This window comes from Amycolatopsis sp. NPDC043887, assembly GCF_056435665.1.
The window spans coordinates 203,743-225,199 of sequence record NZ_JBWKEB010000008.1; the positions used below are offsets into that span (position 1 = coordinate 203,743).

Genomic DNA, 21,457 nt, shown 5'->3' on the forward strand with positions numbered 1-21,457 from the left:
TCTAACCCGAATCGCCACTCACGACCACCTGGAGCCATCACCCCTCCAGTACGACGCCGTTCTCCTGCGCGAGGATCGCCGCCTGCACCCGCGACCGCAGTTCCAGCTTCGTCAGCACGCGGGACACGTGCGTCTTCACCGTGGTCTCGCCGATGTGCAGCCGGGTCCCGATCTGCGCGTTGGACAGGCCGCCGCCCAGGCACGCCAGCACTTCGCGCTCGCGTTCGGTCAGGTCTTCGAGCCCGTCGGGGACCAGCGAAGGCTCGCGGGTCCCGGCGGCGAAGGCGGCGATCAGCTTCCGCGTGACCTGCGGGGCGAGCACTCCTTCGCCCGCCGCGACCAGTTTCACCGCCTCGATCAGCCGGGACGCCTCCACCGACTTCAGCAGGAACCCGGCCGCGCCCGCCCGCAGCGCGGCGTGGACGTACTCGTCGAGATCGAAGGTCGTCAGCACGAGGACTTCGCACAGTCCCTCCGCGGTCAGCTCCCGCGTGGCCGCGATGCCGTCGACGCCGGGCATGCGCACGTCCATCAGCACGACGTCCGGTTTCAGCGCCTTCGCCTGGCGGACGGCGGTGGCGCCGTCCGCCGCTTCGCCGACCACCTCGATACCCTCGGCGTTGCCGAGGATCATCATCAACCCGGCGCGGATGGCGCCGTGGTCGTCGGCGACCAGCACCTTGATGTTCCCGTCGCTCAAGACCCCTCCAGAGGAAGTTCGGCACGGACCAGCCAGCCGCCGCCGGACGGCCCGGCGGCGAGAGTGCCGCCCACCGCGGCGGCGCGTTCCCGCATGTTCAGCAGGCCGAGTCCGGTCCCGCCGTCGTCACCCGAGCCGGAGCCGGGACGAAGATCGTTGCGCACCTCGATGGTGAGTATGCCTCCGTCGGCGCGGATGTCGAGCACGGCCCGGCCCCCCGCGGCGTGTTTGGCCGCGTTGGTGAGCGCTTCCTGCGCGATCCGGTACGCGGTCAGGTCGACCGCGGCGGGCAGGGAGTACTGGCCAGGGGTGGACCCGATCTCGACCTTCAGCCCGCTCGCCCGCGCGGATTCGACCAGTTTGGACAGTTCGGCCAGCCGGGCGGGCGCCGTCGGTTCGATCTCGGTGTCCCCGGTGGACGGATCCGCGCGCAGGAGCCCGATCATCGCGCGCATCTCGTCGAGCGCGCTCACACTGTTCTCCCGCACCGATTCCAGGACCTTCCTGGACAGGTTCGGGTCGACGGTGGCCATCGACAGCGCGGCCTCGGACTGGATCGCGATCGCCGAGAGATGCCCGGCGATGACGTCGTGCAGATCCCGCGCCATCTTCGAGCGTTCCCCCGCGACGGCGGCCTTCCGGTCCAGTTCGCCGATCGTGGCCAGCTGGACCGCGTTCGCCCGTTCGCTGTCGGCGATGTCCCGCTGCTGGCGCACGTTGGCCGCCCACCACACCGGCGTGACCAGGAACGGCAGGAGGGCGAACGCGGCGAGGATCGCCGTGCGCCACTGCGCGGAGAAGATGAGCGCCAGGCAGACCACCGCGATGGTGCCGATCGCGGCGACACCGATCATCAGCCTGCTCGTGCGCCGCGAGCCGTAGAGCGTCGTCGCGTACAGGAAGTCGGTGAAGACGATGAGGATCGGGAGCGACGGGCCGAAGGCGATGTCCACGGCGAGCACGGCCAGCGCGCAGAGCAGCGCCAGCGGGATCTTGCGGCGCAGCATCTCCAGCCCGCACAGCACGGTCAGTTCGCTCAGCCGGATCCACAGTGGCGTGTCGTCGGGACCCGCCAGGAGCACCTGCATCCCGCTCACGTAGACCAGCACGCCGAGGACCCAGGTGCCGGAGGCGATGACGAGGTCCTGTTTCCATTCGGCGAGGTGGTTCAGGCGCGGGACGAACGTGGGCACCGCCCCATCCCAGCACACCGGGACGGGCCGCGGGGTCCTACTAACTGATGACGGTGATCTCGTGCCGTACGCCGACGCGGAGGACCGGTGTGGTCGGCGAGGCTTACGGCGTGAACAAGATCTGGGACTTCATCGCGGAAAACCCGATGGCGGCCGTGGTCGCAGGAGGGGAGATCGGTTTCTGGGTCGCCATCGTCGCCGGCCTCGTGGCCCGCTATCTGCTCAAGCTGAAGCGGACCAGCGTCGTGCTGCTGCTCCTGACCCCGGTGATCGACCTCGTCGTGCTGGTCGCGACGGTCATCGACCTGCGCAACGGCGCCACGGCGAACTTCGTGCACGGCCTGGCCGCGGTGTACCTGGGCTTCAGCGTCGTGTTCGGGCATTCGATGATCAAGTGGGCCGACGTCCGGTTCGCCCACCGGTTCGCGGGCGGGCCGCCACCGCCGCCCAAGCCGAGGGGCCGGGAGAAGCTGCGCGCCGAATGGCGTGACTGGTTCAAATGCGTGCTGGCCTGCGGGCTGGCCGCGGGGGTGCTGCTCCTGCTGATCTTCATGGTCGGCGACACCGACCAGGTCGATCCGTTGTGGGGCTGGCTGCCGAAGCTGGGGGTCGTGACGGCCATCTGGTTCGCCACCGGGCCGCTGTGGCAGGAACTCTCCCCCAAGCACGAGAGGGTCAAGGAAGGGGCTCGACGATGATCGAACTACTGGGAATCCTCCTGCTGGTGCAGGGCGGGGGCGGGCTGATCAACCGGCTGCTGGGCAGTACCGACCCGAGCTGGTTCATCCAGCTCCACCTGCTCCCGTCCGGGATGCACGTGGTGGTGAGCGCGCTGATGGTGGCCGGGGGCGTGGGGCTGCTGTTCGCCGAACGCGCCCGCAAACAGCGCCGCCGGTCAGAGTGAGACCAGCACCTGCAGGACGCCGAGGACGATGGTGACGACCGTCAGGACGACGGTGACCACGGTGAGCCGCGTGACCCGCGCGCTCACCGTGTTCTCGTAGGCGTACCGGGTCTCCTCGTCCATCGCCTCGGCCTGGCGGTCGAGCTGGGCGATGATCCGCTCCACGCCCATGCTGGTGACCAGGCGGCGCTCCAGCGAATCGACCTCGGGCGGCAGCACCGAGTGCAGCATCTCGAGGATGTCGTCGAGCGAGCCGCGCAGGAGCCGGGTGCGGCTCCCGGTTTTCCTCATCGACGCCAGCCACTGGTCGGCCAGCGCCATCCGGATCAGGACGCGTTCGAGGATGAAGAGCATCCCGTGGTCGAGCCCGCCGATTTCGCTGTCGATGCCGAAGTACGGTTCGACGGCGCCGAACGGGCCGCGCATCAGCTCGTCCTGGTGCTCGACGTAGTCGGAATCCTTGCTGTTGAGGCAGACGATCCCGCCCGCCATCGGGTAGGCGGCGACGAACGAGCGCGTGCCCCACGACGGGCCGAGCGCCTCCCTCGCGACCTCGCGGGGCACGAACCGCCAGCCTTCGTCGCTGGTCGCCAGCCCGTAGTACGGCCGGGGATCGGCGGCGACCCGCTGGGCGGGCGGATGCCCGTCGTGAGACCGCAGTTCGACGCACCAGCCCTTGCGGCCGAGCCCCTCGGTGAGGCCGCAGTCCCTGGTCAGGTCCTCGAAGATGTGGGTGACGGTCTTGAGGAGCGAGGGGAACGTCTTCTCGCCGTAGCCGCCGTGCAGCCCTTTGTCGCCGTTCGCCGTCTCGCGGCCTGAAGGCTCTGCAGCACAGCGATGGCCAAGTCGAATTCGGCGGCGGGCCCGTCCGCCGCCGCGCCGGTGATCGTGATGGCGAGGACCAGCGTCATCGCGTGATAGGCGGGATGCCAGGTGACGACGAGTTCACAGGGCAGCCCGACCGCGCCGACACGGATCGACAGCCGGGAGCCACCGGTGCGTTTGCGCAGCACCCGGCGTCGCGGCGGTTTCGTGTAGCTGGCCAGGAAGTTCTCCGCGGCCGTCCACTCCGCGCCGAGTTTCCCGTCGAGATGGGCCAGCAGCCCGCGGTCGCGGCCGCCGTCGAACACCTTCTCCGCCTCCTGCTCGGACAGCGGGACCGCCCACGCGAAGGTGAGGAGCACCGAGGTCATGCGCGACGCAGGAGGGTGATCAGGTCCCGGCCGAGATGGCGGCGCAGCGGCCCGGAGGCGTTGACCAGTTCGTCGCGGTCGATGTGCTCGTCGGCGGGACCGAGGTCGTCGAGGACGTGGTACGTCCAGTCCCACTCGGTGCGCCAGCCCGCCTCGGCCGCTTCGGCGGCGACCTCCTCGGGATCGAGGTAGCGCACCGGGAGCGCCGGGCCACCGTCGCGTAATGCTTTGTCGAACTCTTCGCGCGAAACGCGGCGAGAGCGGACTTCGGTGCCTGCTTCGACGCTGTCGAGGCTGAACGCGCCCCGCCCGATCGGCGACCGGCTGTAGGCCAGCACCAGCGCACCGCCGGGCGCGGTGATCCCGGCCAGCCGCCGCAGGATCGGCCCGACGTCCGGCGTCGGCACGTGCTGGATGACGTGACTGCACAGCACGAGGTCGTACGGGCCGCCGTCCAGTTCCGTGATCGGAGAGACGGCGAAGGAGAAGCCGGTGTCCTCGACGGCGGTTTCCCGCGCCTTGGCCAGCCGGTCCGGGTCGGGATCCGCGGCGGTGACGTCGGCGGAGAACCGCGCGAGCCAGGGGAGGAGGCGGCCTTCTCCGCAGCCGGCGTCGAGCGCCTTGACCTCTTCGCGCGGGCCGAGGATCGCGGCGAGCTCTTCGGCGACCTTGCCGAGCGCGCGGTCCTCGCTGGCCGTCCAGTAGCCCTCGTAGGGTTCGTGCCGTCGGATGAACACGCCGGTGACGTGGTCGCCGGTGTCCGGGTAGCGATAGCTCTCGGTCAGCACAGTCGCGAATATAGCCCGGATTCGCGGATTCTCCGGTGCTCCGTGCGGGATTACCATGAGTCATGGCCATCGGGCCTGTCACGCTGTACGCCGTTGTCGCTGTGGCGCCTTCGGTGCTTTTCTGGTGCGCGCTGAAGGTCCCCGTGCTGGTTCGCCGGTGGCGCCGGCGCCGTGAACCCGAGATCCCGGCGGGCCCGCCCATCGAGAAACTCGCCGCCGATCTCCGCCGGGTGCACCGCCTGCTGGCGGAACTCCCGCCCGGCGCCTCCGCCGTCCGCCGGTACGGCACCAGGCAGGCGTACGACGCGCTGCTCGTCCAAGCCTGCCGGGAGGTCGAGGTCGACCACCGGCTGGACAGCCTCCCGGAGGGTTTCGACCGGGAGATCGAACGGCTGCGGGTCGAGGAATCCCTGGCCGAGCGCGGGCTTTCGGTGTCCTGACACGGTTTGTATCGAAAGTATGCGCGCGACCGGGAGGCTCGCGGGCATGAAGAGGCTGGGACTTCTCGCTGCACTCCTGTTGGTGTTCGGGCTCATCCCCGGGGTCGCGTCGGCCGCGGCCGCGTTCCCGAAGATGGACGCGGCCACGGTCGACGGCTTCCGCTGGACGTCCGGCTCGACCTTCGGCACCTACGGCGCTCGGATCGCCGCCCTGGAGAAACACCTCCCGGCTCGCGGCCTGCCGGAGATCCTGTCTTCGGCGAACCGGAAGGCGCGGCCGCTGTGCCACGGCACGTATCTCGCGACGGCGCTGAAACCGGCGGGATTCTGCTGGGAAGACGCGAACGACGACAAGACCAACGACTGGATCCCGCAGGGACTGACCGGTTCCGGCGACGCGGACGCGGCGACCGGGAAGGTCGGCGGCAAACGGGTCGTGGCGACGTCCTGGCACACTCCGGGCGACACGATGGTTCGTCTGTCCTTTGTGGACGCGACCGGGCTTGGGTACCGGCACGTGCTGCTCGTCGAACCGACGTCGAACGACAACTTCGCCGTCGTGCAAGGACACGGGCACGGGATGACGTGGATCGGGAACCGGCTGTTCGTCGCGACCACCGGGGGAGTGGTGCGGGTCTTCGACACCACGCACTTCTGGAAGGTCGACGACAGCTCCGGCGTCGTCGGCAAGGGCCCGGACGGCAAGTACCACGCGGCGTTCTACGACTACGCGATGCCGCAGATCGGCGCGTACTGGTACCCCGGCGGCGGTGCCTGCACCAATGCCCCCGGGACGCGGCCGTGTCTCGCGACGATGTCGTTCGACCACAGTGACGGCTCGATCGTGACCTCGGAGCACATCCCGAACGCGGCGGGCGGCCGGGTGCTGCGGTGGCCGTTCGACCGCGCGACCGGCCTGCCCAAGGTGTCGGCCGACGGCACCGTGCACGCGAAGGAGGGCTTCGTGTCGCCGGTCTGGGGGATGCAGGGAGCGGTGTCGCGCAACGGATATTTCGTGATGACCGGCGTGTGTCCCGAGTACGCCGGGGTGGCGGGCGACCATCCGTCGTGCCTGCACGGAGGTGTCGGCGGCACCTCGACGTCGCGGCTGAGCGGCCGCGCGCCGGTGAACTCGCAGAACCTGTCGTACTGGCCCGCGACGGGGGAGCTGTGGCTGATGAACGAACAGCTCCGGGAACGGGTGACCGTGCACGTCCCGTGGACGACCTTGACCGGCCGCGCCTGAACCCACCCAAGTCCGTGAAGGCCTCCTTCCCTACTTTCAGGGTAGGCAAGGAGGCCTTCACGGACCGCTGGGTTCACGGGGCGAAGTCCCAGCGCGTCGCGCCGTGCGGTTCGGCGCCCGCCACGCCGATCGCGCGGCGCAGGGTGAGGCGGTACAGGTGCCATGGCGGCGGTCCCGCGCTGGGCGCGCTGAAGGGAGCCGTGAGCGCGTCGCCCTCCACCGTCGCGGGCCAGCCACCCGTCCGGTAGACCGCCGCCACCCGTCCCAGCGTCGCCGGGTCGGTGACCCGGTGCGCCTCGCCCTCCATCGTGAGGTCGATTCCTCGCAGCCGCACCGAAACCGAGCACGCCGGGTTCGCGGCCAGGTTGAGGGAGCGGCGCGTGCCCAGCCCGCCCTTGAAGTACAGGGCGTCGTCCACCCAGACGGCGCCGACGCCTGCCGAATGCGGGCGTCCGTCGGGACGGACGGTCGTCACGAAGAAGGTCAGGTCGGCGGTCGGGGTGTCCTCGGCGAGGATGTCCCGCGCGCGGCTCCAAGGAAGTTCCGCGGATCCGTAGCGGTCGAGGTTCTTGGTGGCGTGAGGTTTCGTCATACCCACGCGTCGAACGAGCGGGCCGTGGATTCGACACCGGACGCGAAAAACCCCGCCACCGAAACGGTGACGGGGTCTTCCGTGAACCCTGGGATCAGTCCAGGTAGTCGCGCAGCACCTGCGAACGCGACGGGTGACGCAGCTTCGACATCGTCTTCGACTCGATCTGCCGGATGCGCTCACGGGTCACCCCGTACACCTGGCCGATCTCGTCGAGCGTGCGCGGCTGGCCGTCGGTGAGGCCGAACCGCAGCCGCACCACACCCGCTTCACGTTCGGACAGCGTCTGCAGCACCGACTGGAGCTGGTCCTGCAGCAGCGTGAACGACACCGCGTCGACCGCGACGACGGCCTCGGAGTCTTCGATGAAGTCACCGAGCTGCGAGTCGCCCTCGTCGCCGATGGTCTGGTCGAGCGAGATCGGCTCGCGGGCGTACTGCTGGATCTCGAGGACCTTCTCCGGGGAGATGTCCATTTCCTTCGCGAGCTCTTCGGGGGTGGGCTCGCGGCCGAGGTCCTGCAGCAGTTCACGCTGTATACGGCCGAGCTTGTTGATGACCTCGACCATGTGCACCGGGATACGGATGGTGCGCGCCTGGTCGGCCATCGCGCGGGTGATCGCCTGACGGATCCACCAGGTGGCGTACGTGGAGAACTTGTAGCCCTTGGTGTAGTCGAACTTCTCGACCGCGCGGATCAGGCCGAGGTTGCCCTCCTGGATCAGGTCCAGGAACGCCATGCCGCGGCCGGTGTAGCGCTTGGCCAGCGAGACCACGAGCCGGAGGTTCGCCTCCAGCAGGTGGTTCTTCGCCCGCTCACCGTCGCGCACGATCCACTTGAGGTCGCGCCGCATCTGGGTGACGAGCTTCTCGCCCTCCTCCTCGGCGTTGCGGACGCGCTCGGCGGCGTAGAGCCCGGCCTCGATGCGCTTGGCGAGCTCCACCTCCTCCTCGGCGTTCAGCAGGGCGACCTTGCCGATCTGCTTGAGGTACGCGCGGACCGAGTCGGCCGAAGCGGTGAGCTCGGCGTCCTTGCGGGCCTGGCGCAGCGCCTCGGACTCTTCCTCGTCCCAGACGAAGTCCGGGTTGTCGGAGGTCTTTCCGGCGTTCTTGTCGGTCGACGTGCGGCGCCCGCGGGCGGGCGTCTCTTCGACGTCCTCGTCGGACTCCGCGTCCTCTTCCGTCTCCTCGGTGACGGAAGCATCGACGACGTCCACCTCGACCTCTTCGAGGTCCGACAGGTCCGGGGTTTCGAGGTCGGCTTCGTCGAGCTCTACCGGACCGTCTTCCGGATCGCCGTCTTCGGTCTTGGCGCCCTTGGTGGTGGGTTTCTTGGCCGGAGCCTTCTTCGCCGGGGCCTTCTTCGCGCCGGCCGCCTTGGCGGCGGTCTTGCGCGCCGCGGGCTTCGCCGCGTCGGTGGCTGCCTCGTCGGCCGGCTCGCCGGCTGCGGTCGCTGTCTTCGTCCCGCTTCGGGTTGCGGTTCTTGCGGCTGCCACTTACGCCCTTTCGCAGCGGTCGATCATGACGAGCCGAGGCGTGATGGTCTCGGCTGCCTCAAACTTCGGGGAACACCCCTCGGCCTGCGGTTTCCCTCGTTCTCGTGGGTGCCGCCGCCGTGGGCCGTGTTCCATTGTAACGACGATACGTGACAGCGTCGCGGCGCGGACCACCACCCGGCGGGCGCGACACGCCGTCCGACCCGCCGAAGTGACATCCGCGGCGCGGATGTCAACGTGGGCGCGTCAGTGCTCGATGCCCTCCGCGGCGGCGGCCGCCGCGCCGACGATGCCCGCGTTGTTCTGCAACGACGCGACGATCACCGGCGTGCGGATCTCGAGCAGCGGGACCCATTTGTGCGACTTCTTGCTGACCCCGCCGCCGACGATGAACAGATCCGGCCAGATCAGGTTTTCCAGCACGGAGAGATACCTGTTCACCCGTTCCGCCCATTCGGGATACGAGAGGCTCTCGTTGTCCTTCACCGACGCCGCGGCCTTCTTCTCCGCGTCGAAGCCGTCGACCTCGATGTGGCCGAACTCGGTGTTGGGCACGAGCTTCCCGTCCTGGAAGACCGCGCTGCCGATGCCGGTGCCGAAGGTCAGCAGCGCCGTCACGCCGCGCCGCGCGACCGGGTCGCCCCAGCGGATCTCGGCCATGCCGGCCGCGTCCGCGTCGTTGAGCATCGCGATGTCGTCCACACCGCGGCCGAGGCGCTTGGCGAACAGGGCGTCGGCGTCGGTGCCGATCCACTTGCGGTCGATGTTGGCCGCGGTGTGCGCGACCCCCTTCTTGACCACCGCGGGCAGGGTGACGCCCACCGGGCCGTCCCAGCCGGCCTGGCCGGTGATCTCGGCGACGACGTCCGCCACCGCCTCCGGGGTCGACGGCTTCGGCGTGTCGATGCGGATCCGGTCGCCGATCAGCTGTCCCTCCGCCAAGTCCACCAGCGCGCCCTTGATCCCGCTGCCGCCGATGTCGATACCGAAACCTCGGGTCGCCTCCACCACGGACGTGGTCCCTTCTCGCACGATTCAGAAGCCTGCCTCGGAGACTTTAACCGGATGTGGTGACATGGCGGACGTGGGAGTTGACGAGACGTTGCTGAAGGGTGTCGCCGAGCGTGTCGCGGGCGAGGCCGCCGAACTGGTCCACGAGGCCTGGACCGGGATGAACGCGGGCCGCGAGGTGCGCGTGGACACCAAATCCGCCGACACCGACGTGGTGACCGCGGTGGACCACGAGTCGGAACGGCTGGTGCGCGCCCGGCTCGCCGAACTGCGCCCGGGCGACGCCGTGCTCGGCGAGGAGGGCGGCGGGATCGCCGGGGACGGGGTGACCTGGGTGGTCGACCCGATCGACGGGACGGTGAACTTCCTCTACGGGCTGCCGTGGTTCGCCGTGTCGGTGGCCGCGCAGGTCGGCGGGGTGTCGGTGGCGGGCGCCGTCGTCGAACCGGTCAGCGGGCGCCGCTGGACCGCCGCGCGCGGGCAGGGCGCGTTCCTCGACGGGCGGCCGCTGGCGGTCAACGCCCCGGAGCGGCTCGACCTGACGCTCGTCGGCACCGGGTTCGCCTACAAGGTCGAACGGCGGGCGAAGCAGGCCCGGTTCGTCGCCGAACTGGCGACCAGGGTGCGGGACGTGCGGCGCAATGGGGCCGCCTCGCTCGATCTGTGCGCGGTCGCGGCGGGCTGGCTGGACGCCTACGTCGAGCACGGCCTCGGTCATTGGGACTGGGCCGCCGGCGCGCTCATCGCGGCCGAGGCGGGAGCTCTCGTGTCGCTGCCGGGGGAGGACGCCGAACTCGGACCCGACGCGACGTTCGCGGTGGCACCGACGATCGCGGCTCCGTTGCGTCAGGCGCTGCTCGACTCGGGCGTGGGCACGATCTGAGCGGCCCGCCGAGAGCTATGAAGGACGCTTTCATTGCAAATTTTGCAATGAAAGCGTCCTTCATAGCACTTGAGCGAGTTGTCAGCAGGGAGCTTCGCGGGCGGCCTTCAGCAGCGCCTGGTCGATCACCGGGGCGCCGCCGCCCGCGGACTGCTCACCGCCGCCGCTGCCCTGCTGCGCCTTCGACCACTTCGTGAGCTGGTCGAGGACCTGTCGGGCCTCCGCCTTCGGGCGGATGTCGCCGAGCAGGGTGCCGGTGGTGAGCGTGACCGAAGCGTCCTTGCGGTTGTCCTTGACCAGTTCGGCGCACGGGACCACCAGGCTCAGCGTGCGGGCCGCGGCGGCGCCGTTCTCGCCGAAGCGGATCTGGCCGCGGCACTTGGCTTCGGTGTTCTTGTAGGCCGGGTCGACGTCCGGCTCGACGATCTGGGAGAAGCCGAGTTCCCTGAGCGTGCTGGTGACGATGCCGCCCTGGCCGCGGACCTGGGATCCGTTGAGCACCTGGACGGCGACCTTGTCCGGCGGCACCGGCGCGCGGTCGTCGAGCCCGTTGTGCGTCAGGGGCGTGTAGGTGACACCTTGCTGCGGGACGGGCGGCGGATCGCAGCGGACCCTGGCATCGATGTCGGACTTGCTCGCGACGACGTTCACCCAGACGATCACCGCGCCGAGCGCCATCACCCCGATCACGATGAGCGCGGGCAGCGGCTTGCGCTTGCGATACGGCCTCGCCCCGCGGTCCCCGATGCCGTTCCCCGACGCCACCTGCCAGTCCCTTCCCCAAAGCCCGGATCCCCGGACGGTGCTTCATCTCACCATCGTGTCCGATCAGCCTATGCGTTGCGGCGAAGGTGATCGGCGCGGGCCTCCGGATAGCACCACGCGATGGCCACTCCGGGCAAGCAGCCGGGCCCAAGGGGTGAGGTACCCAACGCGGGGGCAACCCAATCGGACGACGGGCGTCTTGACAATGGCTTCATCCCCCTCCTCTCCTGTTCCCCCTGTTGGGTGACGTAATCCCGGCAATGTCTGACTCGTTGCAGAGCCGGTATCAGCGTGAGCTACCCTTCGCGGGCTCAGGCGGCAGTAAGAGGCACAAAAGAGAGACCTCGCTCACTGCCCAGCCGGGCACAAACAGGGGCGCTGGGACGTTAACCAGCGGCACGAAGGACTCACGAGCCGCGCGCTCGCGGGTCCGGGCCATCTGACATCGAAAGCATCGCAGGGGTGAGGGACTAATGGCGACCGACTACGACGCTCCGCGCCGCAGCGAAGCCGACGAGCTGGCCGAAGACTCGTTGGAAGAGCTGAAGGCAAGGCGTAACGAAAACCAGTCCGGCGTCGTGGACGTCGACGAGGACGCGACCGCCGAGAACTTCGAGCTGCCGGGCGCGGACCTCTCCGGACTTTCCGGTGAGGACCTGACCGTCAAGGTCGTGCCCAAGCAGGCCGACGAGTTCACCTGCTCCGTCTGCTTCCTGGTGCACCACCGCAGCAGGCTGGCCGAGGAGAGTGGCGGACGGCTCATCTGCCGCGACTGCGCCTGAGCCTACGGGCACAGGGGACGGCGCGACAGGGGCTTCGGGGTTTGAAACAGGAATAAAGGGGGTCGGCCCGGTGGCCGGCCCTCTTTTCCCGTGCTCAGGACTTCTCGGCGGGGTGGCGGAGCAGTGCGGCCACCTTCTCCGGATGCCGGGTGCTGAACAGCCAGTACGGCGTCGGGTCGCCGGGGTCGGTGAGCCAGACCCGCACGACCGGGCCGACCCAGCCCCGGTGCAGCACGAAGGCCGCCGGATCGGCGTCGCGGCCGAGCGCCTTGCGCTTCGCTTCCTTGTCGATGACGTCGACGTCGCCGACGAACTTGAGCGGCAGGTGCGCGTCGCGCAGCCACAGCTCCGGCTCGGCGCCGCCGGTCACCCGGACGCGAGACCGGCCGAGCGAGATCATCAGCGCGATCACCGCGGGGATCAGGACCACGTACGGCAGCCATCCGCGAATCCCGGGATATCCCATGTCGATCTCCGCCGCCAGCAGCCCGCCGCCCAGCAGCGGCAACGGCCAGCCCCACCACGGGACGTAGAGCCGCTCTGAATGCTTGACGGCGCCGCCTTCGGCCGTGTTCACGCTTTCACCCACGCCTTCAGGGTAGTCTCGCCGCCCGTGTCCACCGTTCAGGTACTGCTTTCCCGGATCGATCCTTCGGTCCCCCTTCCCGCCTACGCGCGCCCCGGTGACGCGGGCGCCGACCTCGTCACCACCTCGGATCTCGTGCTCGCGCCCGGTGAACGCGGCGTGGTAGGCACGGGTGTCGCGATCGCGCTGCCGCCCGGATACGCGGGCTTCGTCCACCCGCGCTCGGGTCTCGCCGCCCGCGTCGGCCTCTCGGTCGTCAACACCCCGGGCACGATCGACTCCGGGTACCGCGGTGAGATCCGCGTCTGCCTGATCAACCATGATCTCTCCGAGAAGGTCGTGCTCACCCGCGGCGACCGGATCGCGCAACTGGTCGTGCAACGGGTCGAACAGGCCGAGTTCGTCGAGGTCGCCGAACTCGAGCCGTCCGAGCGCGGCGAGGGAGGGTATGGCTCCACGGGCGGACACGCCACACTGGGAGCCGGAGCCAGGGAAGGAACGGAGAACTAGTGGGGATTTTCGGACGCAAGCGCGCGAAGCCGAGCGGACGGCACGCCGCGCCCGAGGTCGAGGAGCGTCCCGACAGCGCTGCCGCCGAGGACGCCGACGAGGAGATCGAGGCGCAGCTGTCGGAGACCTCCGACGGCCCCTTCGACCTCGCCGACGCGCCCGAGGACGGCATCCCGCGGATCGACCTCGGTTCGGTGAAGGTGCCGGTGCCCGACGGTTCCCAGGTCCAGGTCGAGATGGACCCGGAGAGCGGCGGTGTCCGCGCGGTGCACGTCGTCACCGAGCAGGGCCAGATCACCGTCAGCGGCTACGCGGCGCCTCGGTCCGGCGGCCTGTGGAAGGACGTCAGCACCGAGCTCACCGAGCAGTTGCGTGCCGACGGCGCCAAGGTCTCGGTCGGCATGGGGGAGTGGGGCCTGGAGCTGTCCGCGATCGTCGGTGACGTCGCGCTGCGGTTCGTCGGGGTCGACGGTCCGCGCTGGATGCTCCGGGGCGTCATCGCCGGGCCGCAGTCGCAGGCGTCGCAGGCGCCCGCCGTGCTGCGGGAGATCGTGCGGCACACCATCGTCGACCGCGGTGACGCGCCGATGCCGGTCCGTACCCCGCTGACCATCACGCTGCCCGACGCCGTCGCGCAGCACATCGCCGAGCAGAGTTAGTTTTATCGCGCGCTGTGTTATTTGATCGCGCGCTGACGTAAACGTGCCGAAGGGGCGCCGTTCGTACCCGACTCACGCTGGGTGCGGAGGGCGCCCCTTCATCACGTTTACGTGGGCCTTCGGCCCGAAAGAGGGCGCGCGACGGGTGAAGTCTCCGTCAGGCGCGGAGCGCCCTTGGGAGACCGTGTGGTCGAGCTGGCGTGCCGTCTCGGTGCTCCGGGCTAGTGGGTCCGGGCTTTCAACCAGGCCAGCACGGTCGCCCGGCCCAGTGACTCCCGGTCCGCGCCGAGGGCGGTGAGCGTCGACTCGCCGACCTCGGCGCGCGGCAGGGCCTCCGCCCAGGCGCGGGCGACCTCCGCCGGATGGATCGGGTCGTCCACGCAGGCGCCGATCCCCGCGGGCACGTCGAGGCCCTTCAGGTCCTCCAGAGACGGGGCGGGATGGCCCGCCGCCGTCCGCAGGCTCGCCGCCAGTCCGTCGCCGTGCCGCCGCCACGCGCGGCCGAGTTCCGCCGAAAGCCACTCCGGCACGCCGGCCACCGATTTCGCCAGTGCGCCGTCGACCCCGTTTTCGGCCACCAGATCCGCTGACAGCCGCGCGGCGAGCGACGCGGGTGCTCGTCCGGCCGGGCCGTTCCAGGCCGGGAGCGCGGCCAGCAGGCCGGTGCAGCGGGCCGGATTCCGCGCCGCCCACTCCGCCGACAGGTGCGCGCCGAACGAGATGCCGCCGACGAGCAGCGGACCGTGCTCGGCGGCCAGCCTGTCCAGCTCCTCGAGATAGCCGTCGGCGAGCCGGTCGCAGGGAGGCGGCGGCGGCGGGGCGATCAACCGGATGCCGAGCGCGCGCAGCGGACCGGCGAACACGGCGCGCACGAACACTTCGTCGGACCCGGTGCCGGGGAGTACTACTGCCGTCGTAGGCGGAATAGCGGAGGTCACGTTGCGATATTCCCCTAAACCCGTTCTCCTGGTCGGAGCACAGTTACGCTGGATTACGCACGGGCCGTTCAAGTCGGGGGCCCCGGAGCACAGGAGCACCGTTATGTCCGCCAAAGACGGCGGCTACTTCAGCCGGCTGGTCCGCAAGCTGACCAGCGACGTCGAGGATCTCGACGCCGACGATCTGTCCGAAAAATCCGAGGCCGGCGGAGCGCAGCGAGCCTGCGACTGCCGGTCGGGTCAAGAGGTGACGGTGCTCGGGAGACTCCGCAGCGTGGAGCTCTGCCCGACCAACGAGGCGGCGACGCTGCAGGCCGAGCTGTTCGACGGCACACAGGGTGTGACGCTAATCTGGCTAGGACGCCGCCGGATCCCCGGGATCGAACCCGGGCGAACCATCAAGGTGCGCGGCCGGATGGCCGAACGTGATGGTCAGAAGGTGCTGTACAACCCCTATTACGAACTTCAGAGCCCTGTGAGTTGATCCCGCATCGTGACTGAACCCGTCGGCGGCGAAGAGAAGACCGAAGACAAGAAGCCCCAGCCCACCCTGTTGGAACAGATGGGCGGGCTGTCCGGACTGTTCTATTCCTCGCTGCCGGTCATCGTGTTCGTGATCGCGAACGCGATCTTCGGGCTCACGGTGGGGATCTGGGCCGCGGTGGGCAGCGCGGTGGCGATCACCGTGCTGCGGATCGTGCGCAAGGAGCCGCTGCAGCCCGCGATCTCCGGGTTCTTCGGCGTCGCGATCGCGGCGTTCATCGCCTACCGGACCGGTTCGGCCAAGGGTTTCTTCCTGTTCGGAATCTGGACGAGCCTGGTCTACTGCGGTGTCTTCGTGCTGTCGATCGTCGTCCGCTGGCCGCTCGCCGGCGTGGTGTGGAACGCGCTCAACGGCAGCGGCCACACCTGGCGCAAGGACAAGAAGTCGCTGATCGCCTATTCGATCGCGACCGGCGCCATGGCGCTGATCTTCGGCGCCCGGTTCGTCGTGCAGCGCTGGCTGTACGACGAGGACCACACCGGCTGGCTGGCTTTCGCGAAGATCGCGATGGGATACCCGCTGTACGCGCTCGGCCTGCTCACCGTCGTCTGGGCGGTGCGGCGGTCGGACAAGCACCTCAAGGCGCTGGCCGAAGAGGCCCCGCGCGAAGAGACCGACGAAGAGGTCGAGGCTCGCCTGCGCGCGAAGTACGCGCAGGCGCCCGCCTCGGAGAACTAGTATCCCAGCGCTGTCCGGATCTCCGGTTCCACGTCCGACGTCGCCACGAAGAGCAGCTCGTCACCCGGCTCCAGCGGGTCCTCGGGCTGCGGCACGATCACGCGGTCCCCGCGCAGGATCGTCACCAGCGCCGCGTCACGCGGCAGGTTGAGCTCGCTGACCGCCTTGCCCGCCAGCGGCGTCTCCTCCGGGAGGGTGAGTTCGACGAGGTTCGCCTGGCTCTGCCGGAACGTCATCAGCCGCACCAGATCGCCGACGCTCACCGCCTCCTCGACCATCGCCGCGAGCATCCGCGGGGTCGACACGGCGACGTCGACGCCCCAGGCGTCGTTGAACAGCCACTCGTTGGCCGGGTTGTTCACCCGTGCCACCACCCGGCGCACCGCGAACTCGGTTTTCGCCAGCAGCGAGACCACGAGGTTCGCCTTGTCGTCGCCCGTCGCGGCGATCACGACGTCGCACTCCTCGATCCCGGACTCCTCCAGGATCGACACCTCGCACGCGTCGCCCAGTACCCAATCCGCCTGCTCGACGGTGTGCGGCTCGAACTGGTCGGCCTCACGTTCGATGAGCATCACCTGGTGGCGCCCGTCGATCAGCTCCGCGGCGATCGACCGGCCCACCGCGCCGGCCCCGGCAATCGCGACCCGCATCAGTTCTCCTCTTCCGGTTCGCGAGCGGCGACGGTGGTCACGTCGCTGACAGTGCCCGATTTCGCGGCGACGTACACGACGTCGTCGGCCTGGATCACGGCCTTGGTGTCAGGCAGCACGGCGGTGCCGAACCGCATCATGAACGCGACCCGCGCGCCGGTGGTGTCCTGCAGTTCGCGCACGCTGCGCCCGACCCAGCCCTCGTGCAGCGGGAGTTGCAGGAGCGCCACGCTGCCGGACGGGTCCCGCCACACCGAGGCGACGCCGTCGGGGAGCAGGGTGCGCAGGAATCGGTCGGTCGTCCACGGCACGGTCGCCACGGTCGGGATGCCGAGCCGTTCGTAGACCGCCGCGCGCTTGTGGTCGTAGATCCTGGCGACGACCTTGTCGATGCCGAAGTTCTCCCTGGCCACCCGCGCCGAGATGATGTTGGAGTTGTCGCCGCTGGACACCGCCGCGAAAGCCCCCGCACGCTCGATCCCGGCTTCGATCAGCACCTGCCGGTCGAAGCCGACGCCGACCACCTGCTGACCGTGGAAATCACTGCCGAGCCGCCGGAACGCCTGCCTGCTCTTGTCGATGACGGCGACGTCGTGCCCCAGCCGCTCCAGCGCCGCGGCCAGGGATGCGCCGACCCGGCCGCATCCCATGATCACCACGTGCACGCACTGCCTCCTTAGTCAGCGGACGTTTCACTCGTCCGCAGGTACCCAGACACACCAGCGCCGAACCTACCGTGAGGGCCGCCCGTTACTCCACCGTCCTCCCCGCCGCCACCCTCAACGGAGACGCTGCGCGCCGCAGCTAGTCTTTCCCGGTGTCGAAGTTCCCGACCGTATTGAAGCGGCTCGTCCTCGGACGTCCATTCCGGAGTGACCGCCTCTCGCATACGCTGCTGCCGAAGCGCATCGCGCTGCCGATTTTCGCGTCCGACGCGTTGTCGAGCGTCGCCTACGCGCCTGAGGAGATCTTTCTGACCCTCAGCGTCGCCGGGTTGTCCGCGTACGCGTTCGCGCCGTGGATCGGCGTCGCCGTCGCGCTCGTCATGCTGGTCGTGGTCGCGTCCTACCGGCAGAACGTGCACGCCTATCCCAGCGGCGGCGGTGACTACGAAGTCGCCAATACCAATCTCGGCGGCAAATTCGGGCTCACCGTCGCCAGTGCGCTGCTGGTCGACTACGTGCTCACCGTGGCGGTGTCGACGTCGTCCGGAGTGGCGAACATCGGTTCCGCCATTCCCTGGGTGGCGCAGCACAAGGTGATCGCCGCGGTAGTCATCGTGGTCGTGCTGACCGCGCTGAATCTGCGCGGAGTTCGCGAATCGGGCAAAGCGTTCGCGATCCCGACCTACGGGTTTATCATCGGCATCCTCGGCATGGTGATCTGGGGCCTGATCGAGGCGGCCTCCGGCGCCGACATGCGGGCCGAGAGCGCGGATTTCCAACTGCACGAAGAAGCCTCTTTGACCGGTTTCGCCTTCTTCTTCCTGTTACTGCGCACGTTCTCCTCCGGCGCGGCGGCGCTGACCGGGGTCGAGGCGATCAGCAACGGTGTCCCGGCGTTCCAGAAGCCGAAATCGAAGAACGCGGCGACCACCCTGCTGATGATGGGTGTGCTCGCGGTGACGATGCTGATCGGCATCATCACGCTGGCGATCATCACCGACGTCAAATTCGCCGAGCACCCGGAGACGCAGCTCACCGGCACGCCGGCGGGCTACGAGCAGAAGACGATCGTCGCGCAGATCGCGCAGGCGGTGTTCGCCGACTTCACCCCCGCGTTCTACTACATCTCCTTCGCCACCGGCATCATCCTGCTGCTCGCCGCGAACACGGCGTTCAACGGCTTCCCGGTGCTCGGCTCGATCCTGGCCCAGGACCGCTACCTGCCGCGCCAGCTGCACACGCGCGGCGACCGGCTGGCCTTCTCCAACGGCATCCTGTTCCTGTCGGCGTTCGCGCTGGTGCTGATCATCGCGTTCGACGCCGAGGTCACCAAGCTCATCCAGCTGTACATCGTGGGAGTGTTCGTCTCCTTCACGATCAGCCAAGCGGGCATGATCCGGCACTGGAACCGGTTGCTGGCGAGGGAAACCGATCCGGTGGTGCGGCGGCGGATGCGGCGTTCGCAGACGGTCAACGCGATCGGCCTCACCATGACCGGCACCGTGCTGATCATCGTGCTGGTCACGAAGTTCCTGCTCGGCGCCTGGATCGCGATCGCGGCCATGGTGGCGATCTACGCGCTGATGACCGCGATCCGGAAGCATTACGACCGGGTCGCGGAGGAATTGCGCGAAATGGACCGCAAGCCGACCGTATTGCCTTCGCGCAACCACGCGATCGTGCTGATTTCGAAACTGCACCTGCCGACCCTGCGCGCGCTCTCCTACGCCAAGGCCGTGCGCCCGGACGTCCTCGAAGCCGTCACGGTGAACGTCGACGACGTCGAGACCCGCAAACTCGTCCAGGAATGGGACGACCACAATTTCAAGGTTCCGCTGAAGGTGATCGAATCGCCGTATCGCGAGATCACGAAGCCGGTGCTCGACTACGTGAAGCGCGTCCGCGGCGACAACCCGCGCAACGTGGTGACCGTGTTCATCCCCGAGTACGTCGTCGGGCACTGGTGGGAGCAGGTCCTGCACAACCAGAGCGCGCTGCGCCTCAAGGGACGGCTCCTGTTCCAGCCCGGCGTCATGGTGACGAGCGTGCCGTGGCAGCTCGAATCGTCGGAAAAGGCGATCAAACGCGACCGCAAGGCTCGTCCGGCGGCCGGAGACGTGCGGCGCGGGTTCTCCCCGGTCGTCAAGCAACCCGAAATGAAGAAGGACGAAGCAGAATGAGTGTGGACGCGTCGACCGGCACATGGCTCGGACGAACGATCGAGCTGGAGGTCGGCGCGGTCGCGCACGGCGGGCACTGCGTCGCGCGGGCGGAGGGGCGAGTCGTCTTCGTGCGGCACGCGCTGCCCGGCGAGCGGGTCCTGGCATCGGTCACCGAGGACAAGGGCGGGTCGTTCTGCCGAGCCGACGCCGTCGAGGTCCTGGAGGCGTCGCCGGAACGCGTCGAGGCGCCGTGCCCGCTCGCGGCGCCGGGGGAGTGCGGCGGCTGCGACTGGCAGCACGCCACGCCCGGCCATCAGCGTGAGCTCAAGGCCGCCGTGGTCATGGAGCAGCTGAAGAGGCTGGCCGGAATCGACCGCGAGGTCGTCGTCGAAGCTCTCGACGGTGGCCCGCTGGACTGGCGCAGCCGCGTCCGGCTCGTCGCGGGCAAGGACGGCAGGGCGGGTTTCCGGGCGCATCACAGTCATCGCGTGATCGCGATCGACGACTGCCCGATCACCGTCCCCGGCGCGCTCGACGACGTCGTGTCGCGGAAGTGGCGCCCCGGCAGCGAAATCGAGGTCACCAAGGACGACGAGGGACAGGTGCACCTTCGCGACCTGTCGACGGTCCACGGGAAGACCCGTTCGCGGCAGCTGGCCGGTGGTATCGCCGTGCAGCACGCCGCGGGCCGTGACTGGCGCCTGGACGCCCACGGCTTCTGGCAGGTCCATCCGGCCGCCGCGGACGCGCTCGCCGCCGTCGTCGCGGAATGGGCGGAGGCACCGCGTGACGGCGTGGCGTGGGACCTGTACGCCGGTGTCGGCCTCTTCGCGTCGGTGCTCGCCGAGCAGGTCGGCCCGCGCGGGCGCGTCCTGGCCGTCGAGTCCGGCCGCCGTGCCGTCGCCGACGGCGAGGAGAACCTGGCCGACCTCCCGCAGGTCCGCTGGCGCTCCGGCCGGGTCGAGCACCTGCTGGCCGACGCCCCGAAACCGGTCGACGTCGTCGTCCTCGACCCGCCGCGCAAGGGCGCGGGCAAAGCCGTCGTCGATTCCATCGCGGAGGGTTCGCCCGACCGGATCGTCTACGTGGCGTGCGACCCCGCTGCCTTGGCGCGAGACATCGCGCTGTTCGCCGAGCACGGATACGGGCTGGTGGATCTGCGCGCTTTCGACGCTTTCCCGATGACGCATCACGTCGAATGCGTTGCGTTGCTGCAATAATTCGGTATTTGTAATCCGTCGGAATGGATCGGCTTCGTTCGGGTTGTCCTGGTGTCGGCGCGCTCGCTAACTTGAGCCTCGTGTTCACGAGGTAATGCGGATACTTCGGGCACTTCGACTTCGACGCGAACGGATTCCGAATCATGGGTTATCTAACTTCGGTATGTGGTGATTGCGACGGAAAAGGCTGTGCCGGCTGCGACGGTCACGGCACGATCACCATTGTGGAGGACTGACCGAGTGGAACCGTTGATGCTTCCTCCCGGCGTCACCGCTCAGGAAGTCAGCTATCGCAATGGCCGGAAACAAGTCATCTACACGGCGCCTTATCCGTCCGAAGGGCCGGTGCTCGTGCGGGATGTGATGGGCAGGCAGGCATGGATGTTCATGTACGCCCACTTCGTTTTCACCTGGGTGGAAGGAGCGGTCCGCGTCCAGGTCAGTCACGGAACCCTGAGCGGGCCGAAAATGCCTCTGTGGTCCGGAATCAGAATCCCCGCCTATTGGTCGGCGCCGGCGCTGGCCGAGTTCGGCAAGGCGTGGGCGCTGGAGCAGATGACCGGTAGCCGAGGCACCCCGGCCGTTGTTTCCGTTTGAGATCGCGCGAGGCGGGGTTCAGGTGGTCGTGAGTGTTTAGGTCGCTGGAACGCAATGCCACGTAGCTTAAGTTGATCTTGGGTGAGGGTGACGGGTGGGGTGAAGGCTCACTTCGCTGCGTCTGATGCGACGAAGGGGCACCTTCGGCCTGGTCGTGGGTCGAGGGGGTCGTGGGGGGGGGTTTTGGGTTTTCCCCCCAACCCCCCCCCCCACCCCCCCCTTCTTCCCCCCCCCCCCGTCGCAACCACAAAAT

Annotated in this window: 26 protein-coding genes; 13 read left to right on the forward strand and 13 right to left on the reverse strand. The window is 69.0% G+C overall.

What is annotated here, in order from left to right:
• Positions 1 to 37 precede the first annotated feature (37 nt).
• Both AC069H_RS22695 and AC069H_RS22700 read right to left on the reverse strand, forming a co-directional pair.
• Complete coding sequence (locus AC069H_RS22695; RefSeq protein ID WP_007033583.1) at positions 38 to 700, reverse strand: response regulator; 663 nt, start codon at positions 698 to 700, stop codon at positions 38 to 40.
• Entirely contained in the window at positions 697 to 1,893 is a 1,197-nt protein-coding gene (locus AC069H_RS22700) for a sensor histidine kinase (protein WP_478233735.1), read from the reverse strand. The genes AC069H_RS22695 and AC069H_RS22700 overlap by 4 nt, the downstream gene beginning before the upstream one ends.
• A gap of 110 nt (positions 1,894 to 2,003) precedes the next feature.
• Here AC069H_RS22700 and AC069H_RS22705 point away from each other — a divergent pair, with 110 nt between their 5' ends.
• Positions 2,004 to 2,591, forward strand: coding sequence for a hypothetical protein (locus AC069H_RS22705; protein ID WP_478227812.1), 588 nt, complete (start codon positions 2,004 to 2,006; stop codon positions 2,589 to 2,591).
• Positions 2,588 to 2,797: a hypothetical protein gene (locus tag AC069H_RS22710; RefSeq protein ID WP_478227813.1), complete on the forward strand. Its 210-nt coding sequence runs from the start codon at positions 2,588 to 2,590 to the stop codon at positions 2,795 to 2,797. Before AC069H_RS22705 ends, AC069H_RS22710 begins: the two co-directional genes overlap by 4 nt.
• On the opposite strand, the gene AC069H_RS22715 is transcribed toward AC069H_RS22710, so the two are convergent.
• The 3 genes from AC069H_RS22715 to AC069H_RS22725 all read right to left on the reverse strand — a co-directional run bounded on the left by AC069H_RS22715 (position 2,789) and on the right by AC069H_RS22725 (position 4,778).
• The gene (locus AC069H_RS22715) at positions 2,789 to 3,361 is read right to left on the reverse strand and encodes a hypothetical protein (protein ID WP_478233736.1); all 573 of its coding nucleotides are present in this window, start codon (positions 3,359 to 3,361) and stop codon (positions 2,789 to 2,791) included. The genes AC069H_RS22710 and AC069H_RS22715 overlap by 9 nt on opposite strands.
• Before the next feature lie 149 nt (positions 3,362 to 3,510).
• Entirely contained in the window at positions 3,511 to 3,990 is a 480-nt protein-coding gene (locus AC069H_RS22720; protein ID WP_478233737.1) for a hypothetical protein, read from the reverse strand.
• Positions 3,987 to 4,778: a class I SAM-dependent methyltransferase gene (locus AC069H_RS22725; protein WP_478233738.1), complete on the reverse strand. Its 792-nt coding sequence runs from the start codon at positions 4,776 to 4,778 to the stop codon at positions 3,987 to 3,989. Before AC069H_RS22725 ends, AC069H_RS22720 begins: the two co-directional genes overlap by 4 nt.
• A gap of 62 nt (positions 4,779 to 4,840) precedes the next feature.
• On the opposite strand from AC069H_RS22725, the gene AC069H_RS22730 reads away from it, so the two are divergent.
• Together AC069H_RS22730 and AC069H_RS22735 are read left to right on the forward strand one after the other, a co-directional pair.
• On the forward strand, positions 4,841 to 5,218 hold the full coding sequence (locus AC069H_RS22730; protein WP_478233739.1) for a hypothetical protein: 378 nt from the start codon (positions 4,841 to 4,843) through the stop codon (positions 5,216 to 5,218).
• Positions 5,219 to 5,264: 46 nt separating this feature from the next.
• Positions 5,265 to 6,464 (forward strand): hypothetical protein, encoded by a 1,200-nt coding sequence (locus tag AC069H_RS22735; RefSeq protein ID WP_478233740.1) that lies wholly within the window; start codon positions 5,265 to 5,267, stop codon positions 6,462 to 6,464.
• A gap of 73 nt (positions 6,465 to 6,537) precedes the next feature.
• Here the strand turns inward: AC069H_RS22735 and AC069H_RS22740 are convergent, their stop codons facing one another.
• The 3 genes from AC069H_RS22740 to ppgK all read right to left on the reverse strand — a co-directional run bounded on the left by AC069H_RS22740 (position 6,538) and on the right by ppgK (position 9,559).
• Positions 6,538 to 7,056 carry a pyridoxamine 5'-phosphate oxidase family protein gene (locus AC069H_RS22740; RefSeq protein ID WP_478233741.1) on the reverse strand — a complete coding sequence of 173 codons (519 nt, stop codon included), beginning with the start codon at positions 7,054 to 7,056 and terminating at the stop codon, positions 6,538 to 6,540.
• Positions 7,057 to 7,150: 94 nt separating this feature from the next.
• Positions 7,151 to 8,551, reverse strand: a complete 1,401-nt coding sequence (locus AC069H_RS22745) for an RNA polymerase sigma factor (protein ID WP_126731519.1) — start codon at positions 8,549 to 8,551, stop codon at positions 7,151 to 7,153.
• A gap of 246 nt (positions 8,552 to 8,797) precedes the next feature.
• Positions 8,798 to 9,559, reverse strand: a complete 762-nt coding sequence (gene ppgK, locus AC069H_RS22750; RefSeq protein ID WP_478227927.1) for a polyphosphate--glucose phosphotransferase — start codon at positions 9,557 to 9,559, stop codon at positions 8,798 to 8,800.
• A gap of 67 nt (positions 9,560 to 9,626) precedes the next feature.
• Here ppgK and AC069H_RS22755 point away from each other — a divergent pair, with 67 nt between their 5' ends.
• On the forward strand, positions 9,627 to 10,445 hold the full coding sequence (locus AC069H_RS22755; RefSeq protein WP_478233742.1) for an inositol monophosphatase family protein: 819 nt from the start codon (positions 9,627 to 9,629) through the stop codon (positions 10,443 to 10,445).
• 81 nt (positions 10,446 to 10,526) lie between these two features.
• Here AC069H_RS22755 and cei read toward each other — a convergent pair whose 3' ends face one another.
• On the reverse strand, positions 10,527 to 11,210 hold the full coding sequence (gene cei / locus AC069H_RS22760; RefSeq protein WP_478227820.1) for an envelope integrity protein Cei: 684 nt from the start codon (positions 11,208 to 11,210) through the stop codon (positions 10,527 to 10,529).
• 473 nt (positions 11,211 to 11,683) lie between these two features.
• On the opposite strand from cei, the gene AC069H_RS22765 reads away from it, so the two are divergent.
• The gene (locus AC069H_RS22765) at positions 11,684 to 11,992 is read left to right on the forward strand and encodes a DUF4193 domain-containing protein (RefSeq protein WP_005164528.1); all 309 of its coding nucleotides are present in this window, start codon (positions 11,684 to 11,686) and stop codon (positions 11,990 to 11,992) included.
• Between the two features lie 94 nt (positions 11,993 to 12,086).
• Here the strand turns inward: AC069H_RS22765 and AC069H_RS22770 are convergent, their stop codons facing one another.
• Entirely contained in the window at positions 12,087 to 12,581 is a 495-nt protein-coding gene (locus tag AC069H_RS22770) for a DUF3093 domain-containing protein (RefSeq protein WP_478227821.1), read from the reverse strand.
• A 24-nt stretch (positions 12,582 to 12,605) separates the two neighbouring features.
• Here AC069H_RS22770 and dut point away from each other — a divergent pair, with 24 nt between their 5' ends.
• Positions 12,606 to 13,088, forward strand: coding sequence for a dUTP diphosphatase (gene dut / locus AC069H_RS22775; protein ID WP_007033571.1), 483 nt, complete (start codon positions 12,606 to 12,608; stop codon positions 13,086 to 13,088).
• Positions 13,088 to 13,747: a DUF3710 domain-containing protein gene (locus AC069H_RS22780; RefSeq protein WP_478227822.1), complete on the forward strand. Its 660-nt coding sequence runs from the start codon at positions 13,088 to 13,090 to the stop codon at positions 13,745 to 13,747. Before dut ends, AC069H_RS22780 begins: the two co-directional genes overlap by 1 nt.
• Positions 13,748 to 13,968: 221 nt before the next feature.
• On the opposite strand, the gene AC069H_RS22785 is transcribed toward AC069H_RS22780, so the two are convergent.
• The gene (locus tag AC069H_RS22785) at positions 13,969 to 14,685 is read right to left on the reverse strand and encodes an alpha/beta fold hydrolase (RefSeq protein WP_478233743.1); all 717 of its coding nucleotides are present in this window, start codon (positions 14,683 to 14,685) and stop codon (positions 13,969 to 13,971) included.
• A 103-nt stretch (positions 14,686 to 14,788) separates the two neighbouring features.
• Here AC069H_RS22785 and AC069H_RS22790 point away from each other — a divergent pair, with 103 nt between their 5' ends.
• Together AC069H_RS22790 and AC069H_RS22795 are read left to right on the forward strand one after the other, a co-directional pair.
• Positions 14,789 to 15,169: an OB-fold nucleic acid binding domain-containing protein gene (locus AC069H_RS22790; RefSeq protein WP_034316985.1), complete on the forward strand. Its 381-nt coding sequence runs from the start codon at positions 14,789 to 14,791 to the stop codon at positions 15,167 to 15,169.
• Between the two features lie 9 nt (positions 15,170 to 15,178).
• Positions 15,179 to 15,907 (forward strand): DUF3159 domain-containing protein, encoded by a 729-nt coding sequence (locus AC069H_RS22795; RefSeq protein WP_478233744.1) that lies wholly within the window; start codon positions 15,179 to 15,181, stop codon positions 15,905 to 15,907.
• Here the strand turns inward: AC069H_RS22795 and AC069H_RS22800 are convergent.
• Both AC069H_RS22800 and AC069H_RS22805 read right to left on the reverse strand, forming a co-directional pair.
• On the reverse strand, positions 15,904 to 16,560 hold the full coding sequence (locus AC069H_RS22800; protein ID WP_125780267.1) for a potassium channel family protein: 657 nt from the start codon (positions 16,558 to 16,560) through the stop codon (positions 15,904 to 15,906). The two genes, AC069H_RS22795 and AC069H_RS22800, sit on opposite strands and share 4 nt — an antisense overlap.
• A complete protein-coding gene (locus AC069H_RS22805; protein ID WP_125675257.1) occupies positions 16,560 to 17,225 on the reverse strand; it encodes a potassium channel family protein in 666 nt (221 codons plus the stop codon). Before AC069H_RS22805 ends, AC069H_RS22800 begins: the two co-directional genes overlap by 1 nt.
• 152 nt (positions 17,226 to 17,377) lie before the next feature.
• Between AC069H_RS22805 and AC069H_RS22810 the strand changes: the two genes are divergently transcribed.
• From AC069H_RS22810 to AC069H_RS22820, 3 genes are all read left to right on the forward strand, one after another.
• Entirely contained in the window at positions 17,378 to 19,405 is a 2,028-nt protein-coding gene (locus tag AC069H_RS22810; protein WP_478227825.1) for an APC family permease, read from the forward strand.
• Positions 19,402 to 20,607, forward strand: a complete 1,206-nt coding sequence (locus tag AC069H_RS22815; protein WP_478233745.1) for a class I SAM-dependent RNA methyltransferase — start codon at positions 19,402 to 19,404, stop codon at positions 20,605 to 20,607. The genes AC069H_RS22810 and AC069H_RS22815 overlap by 4 nt, the downstream gene beginning before the upstream one ends.
• 240 nt (positions 20,608 to 20,847) lie before the next feature.
• Positions 20,848 to 21,204 carry a hypothetical protein gene (locus AC069H_RS22820; RefSeq protein ID WP_478233746.1) on the forward strand — a complete coding sequence of 119 codons (357 nt, stop codon included), beginning with the start codon at positions 20,848 to 20,850 and terminating at the stop codon, positions 21,202 to 21,204.
• The last annotated feature ends 253 nt before the right edge of the window (positions 21,205 to 21,457 follow it).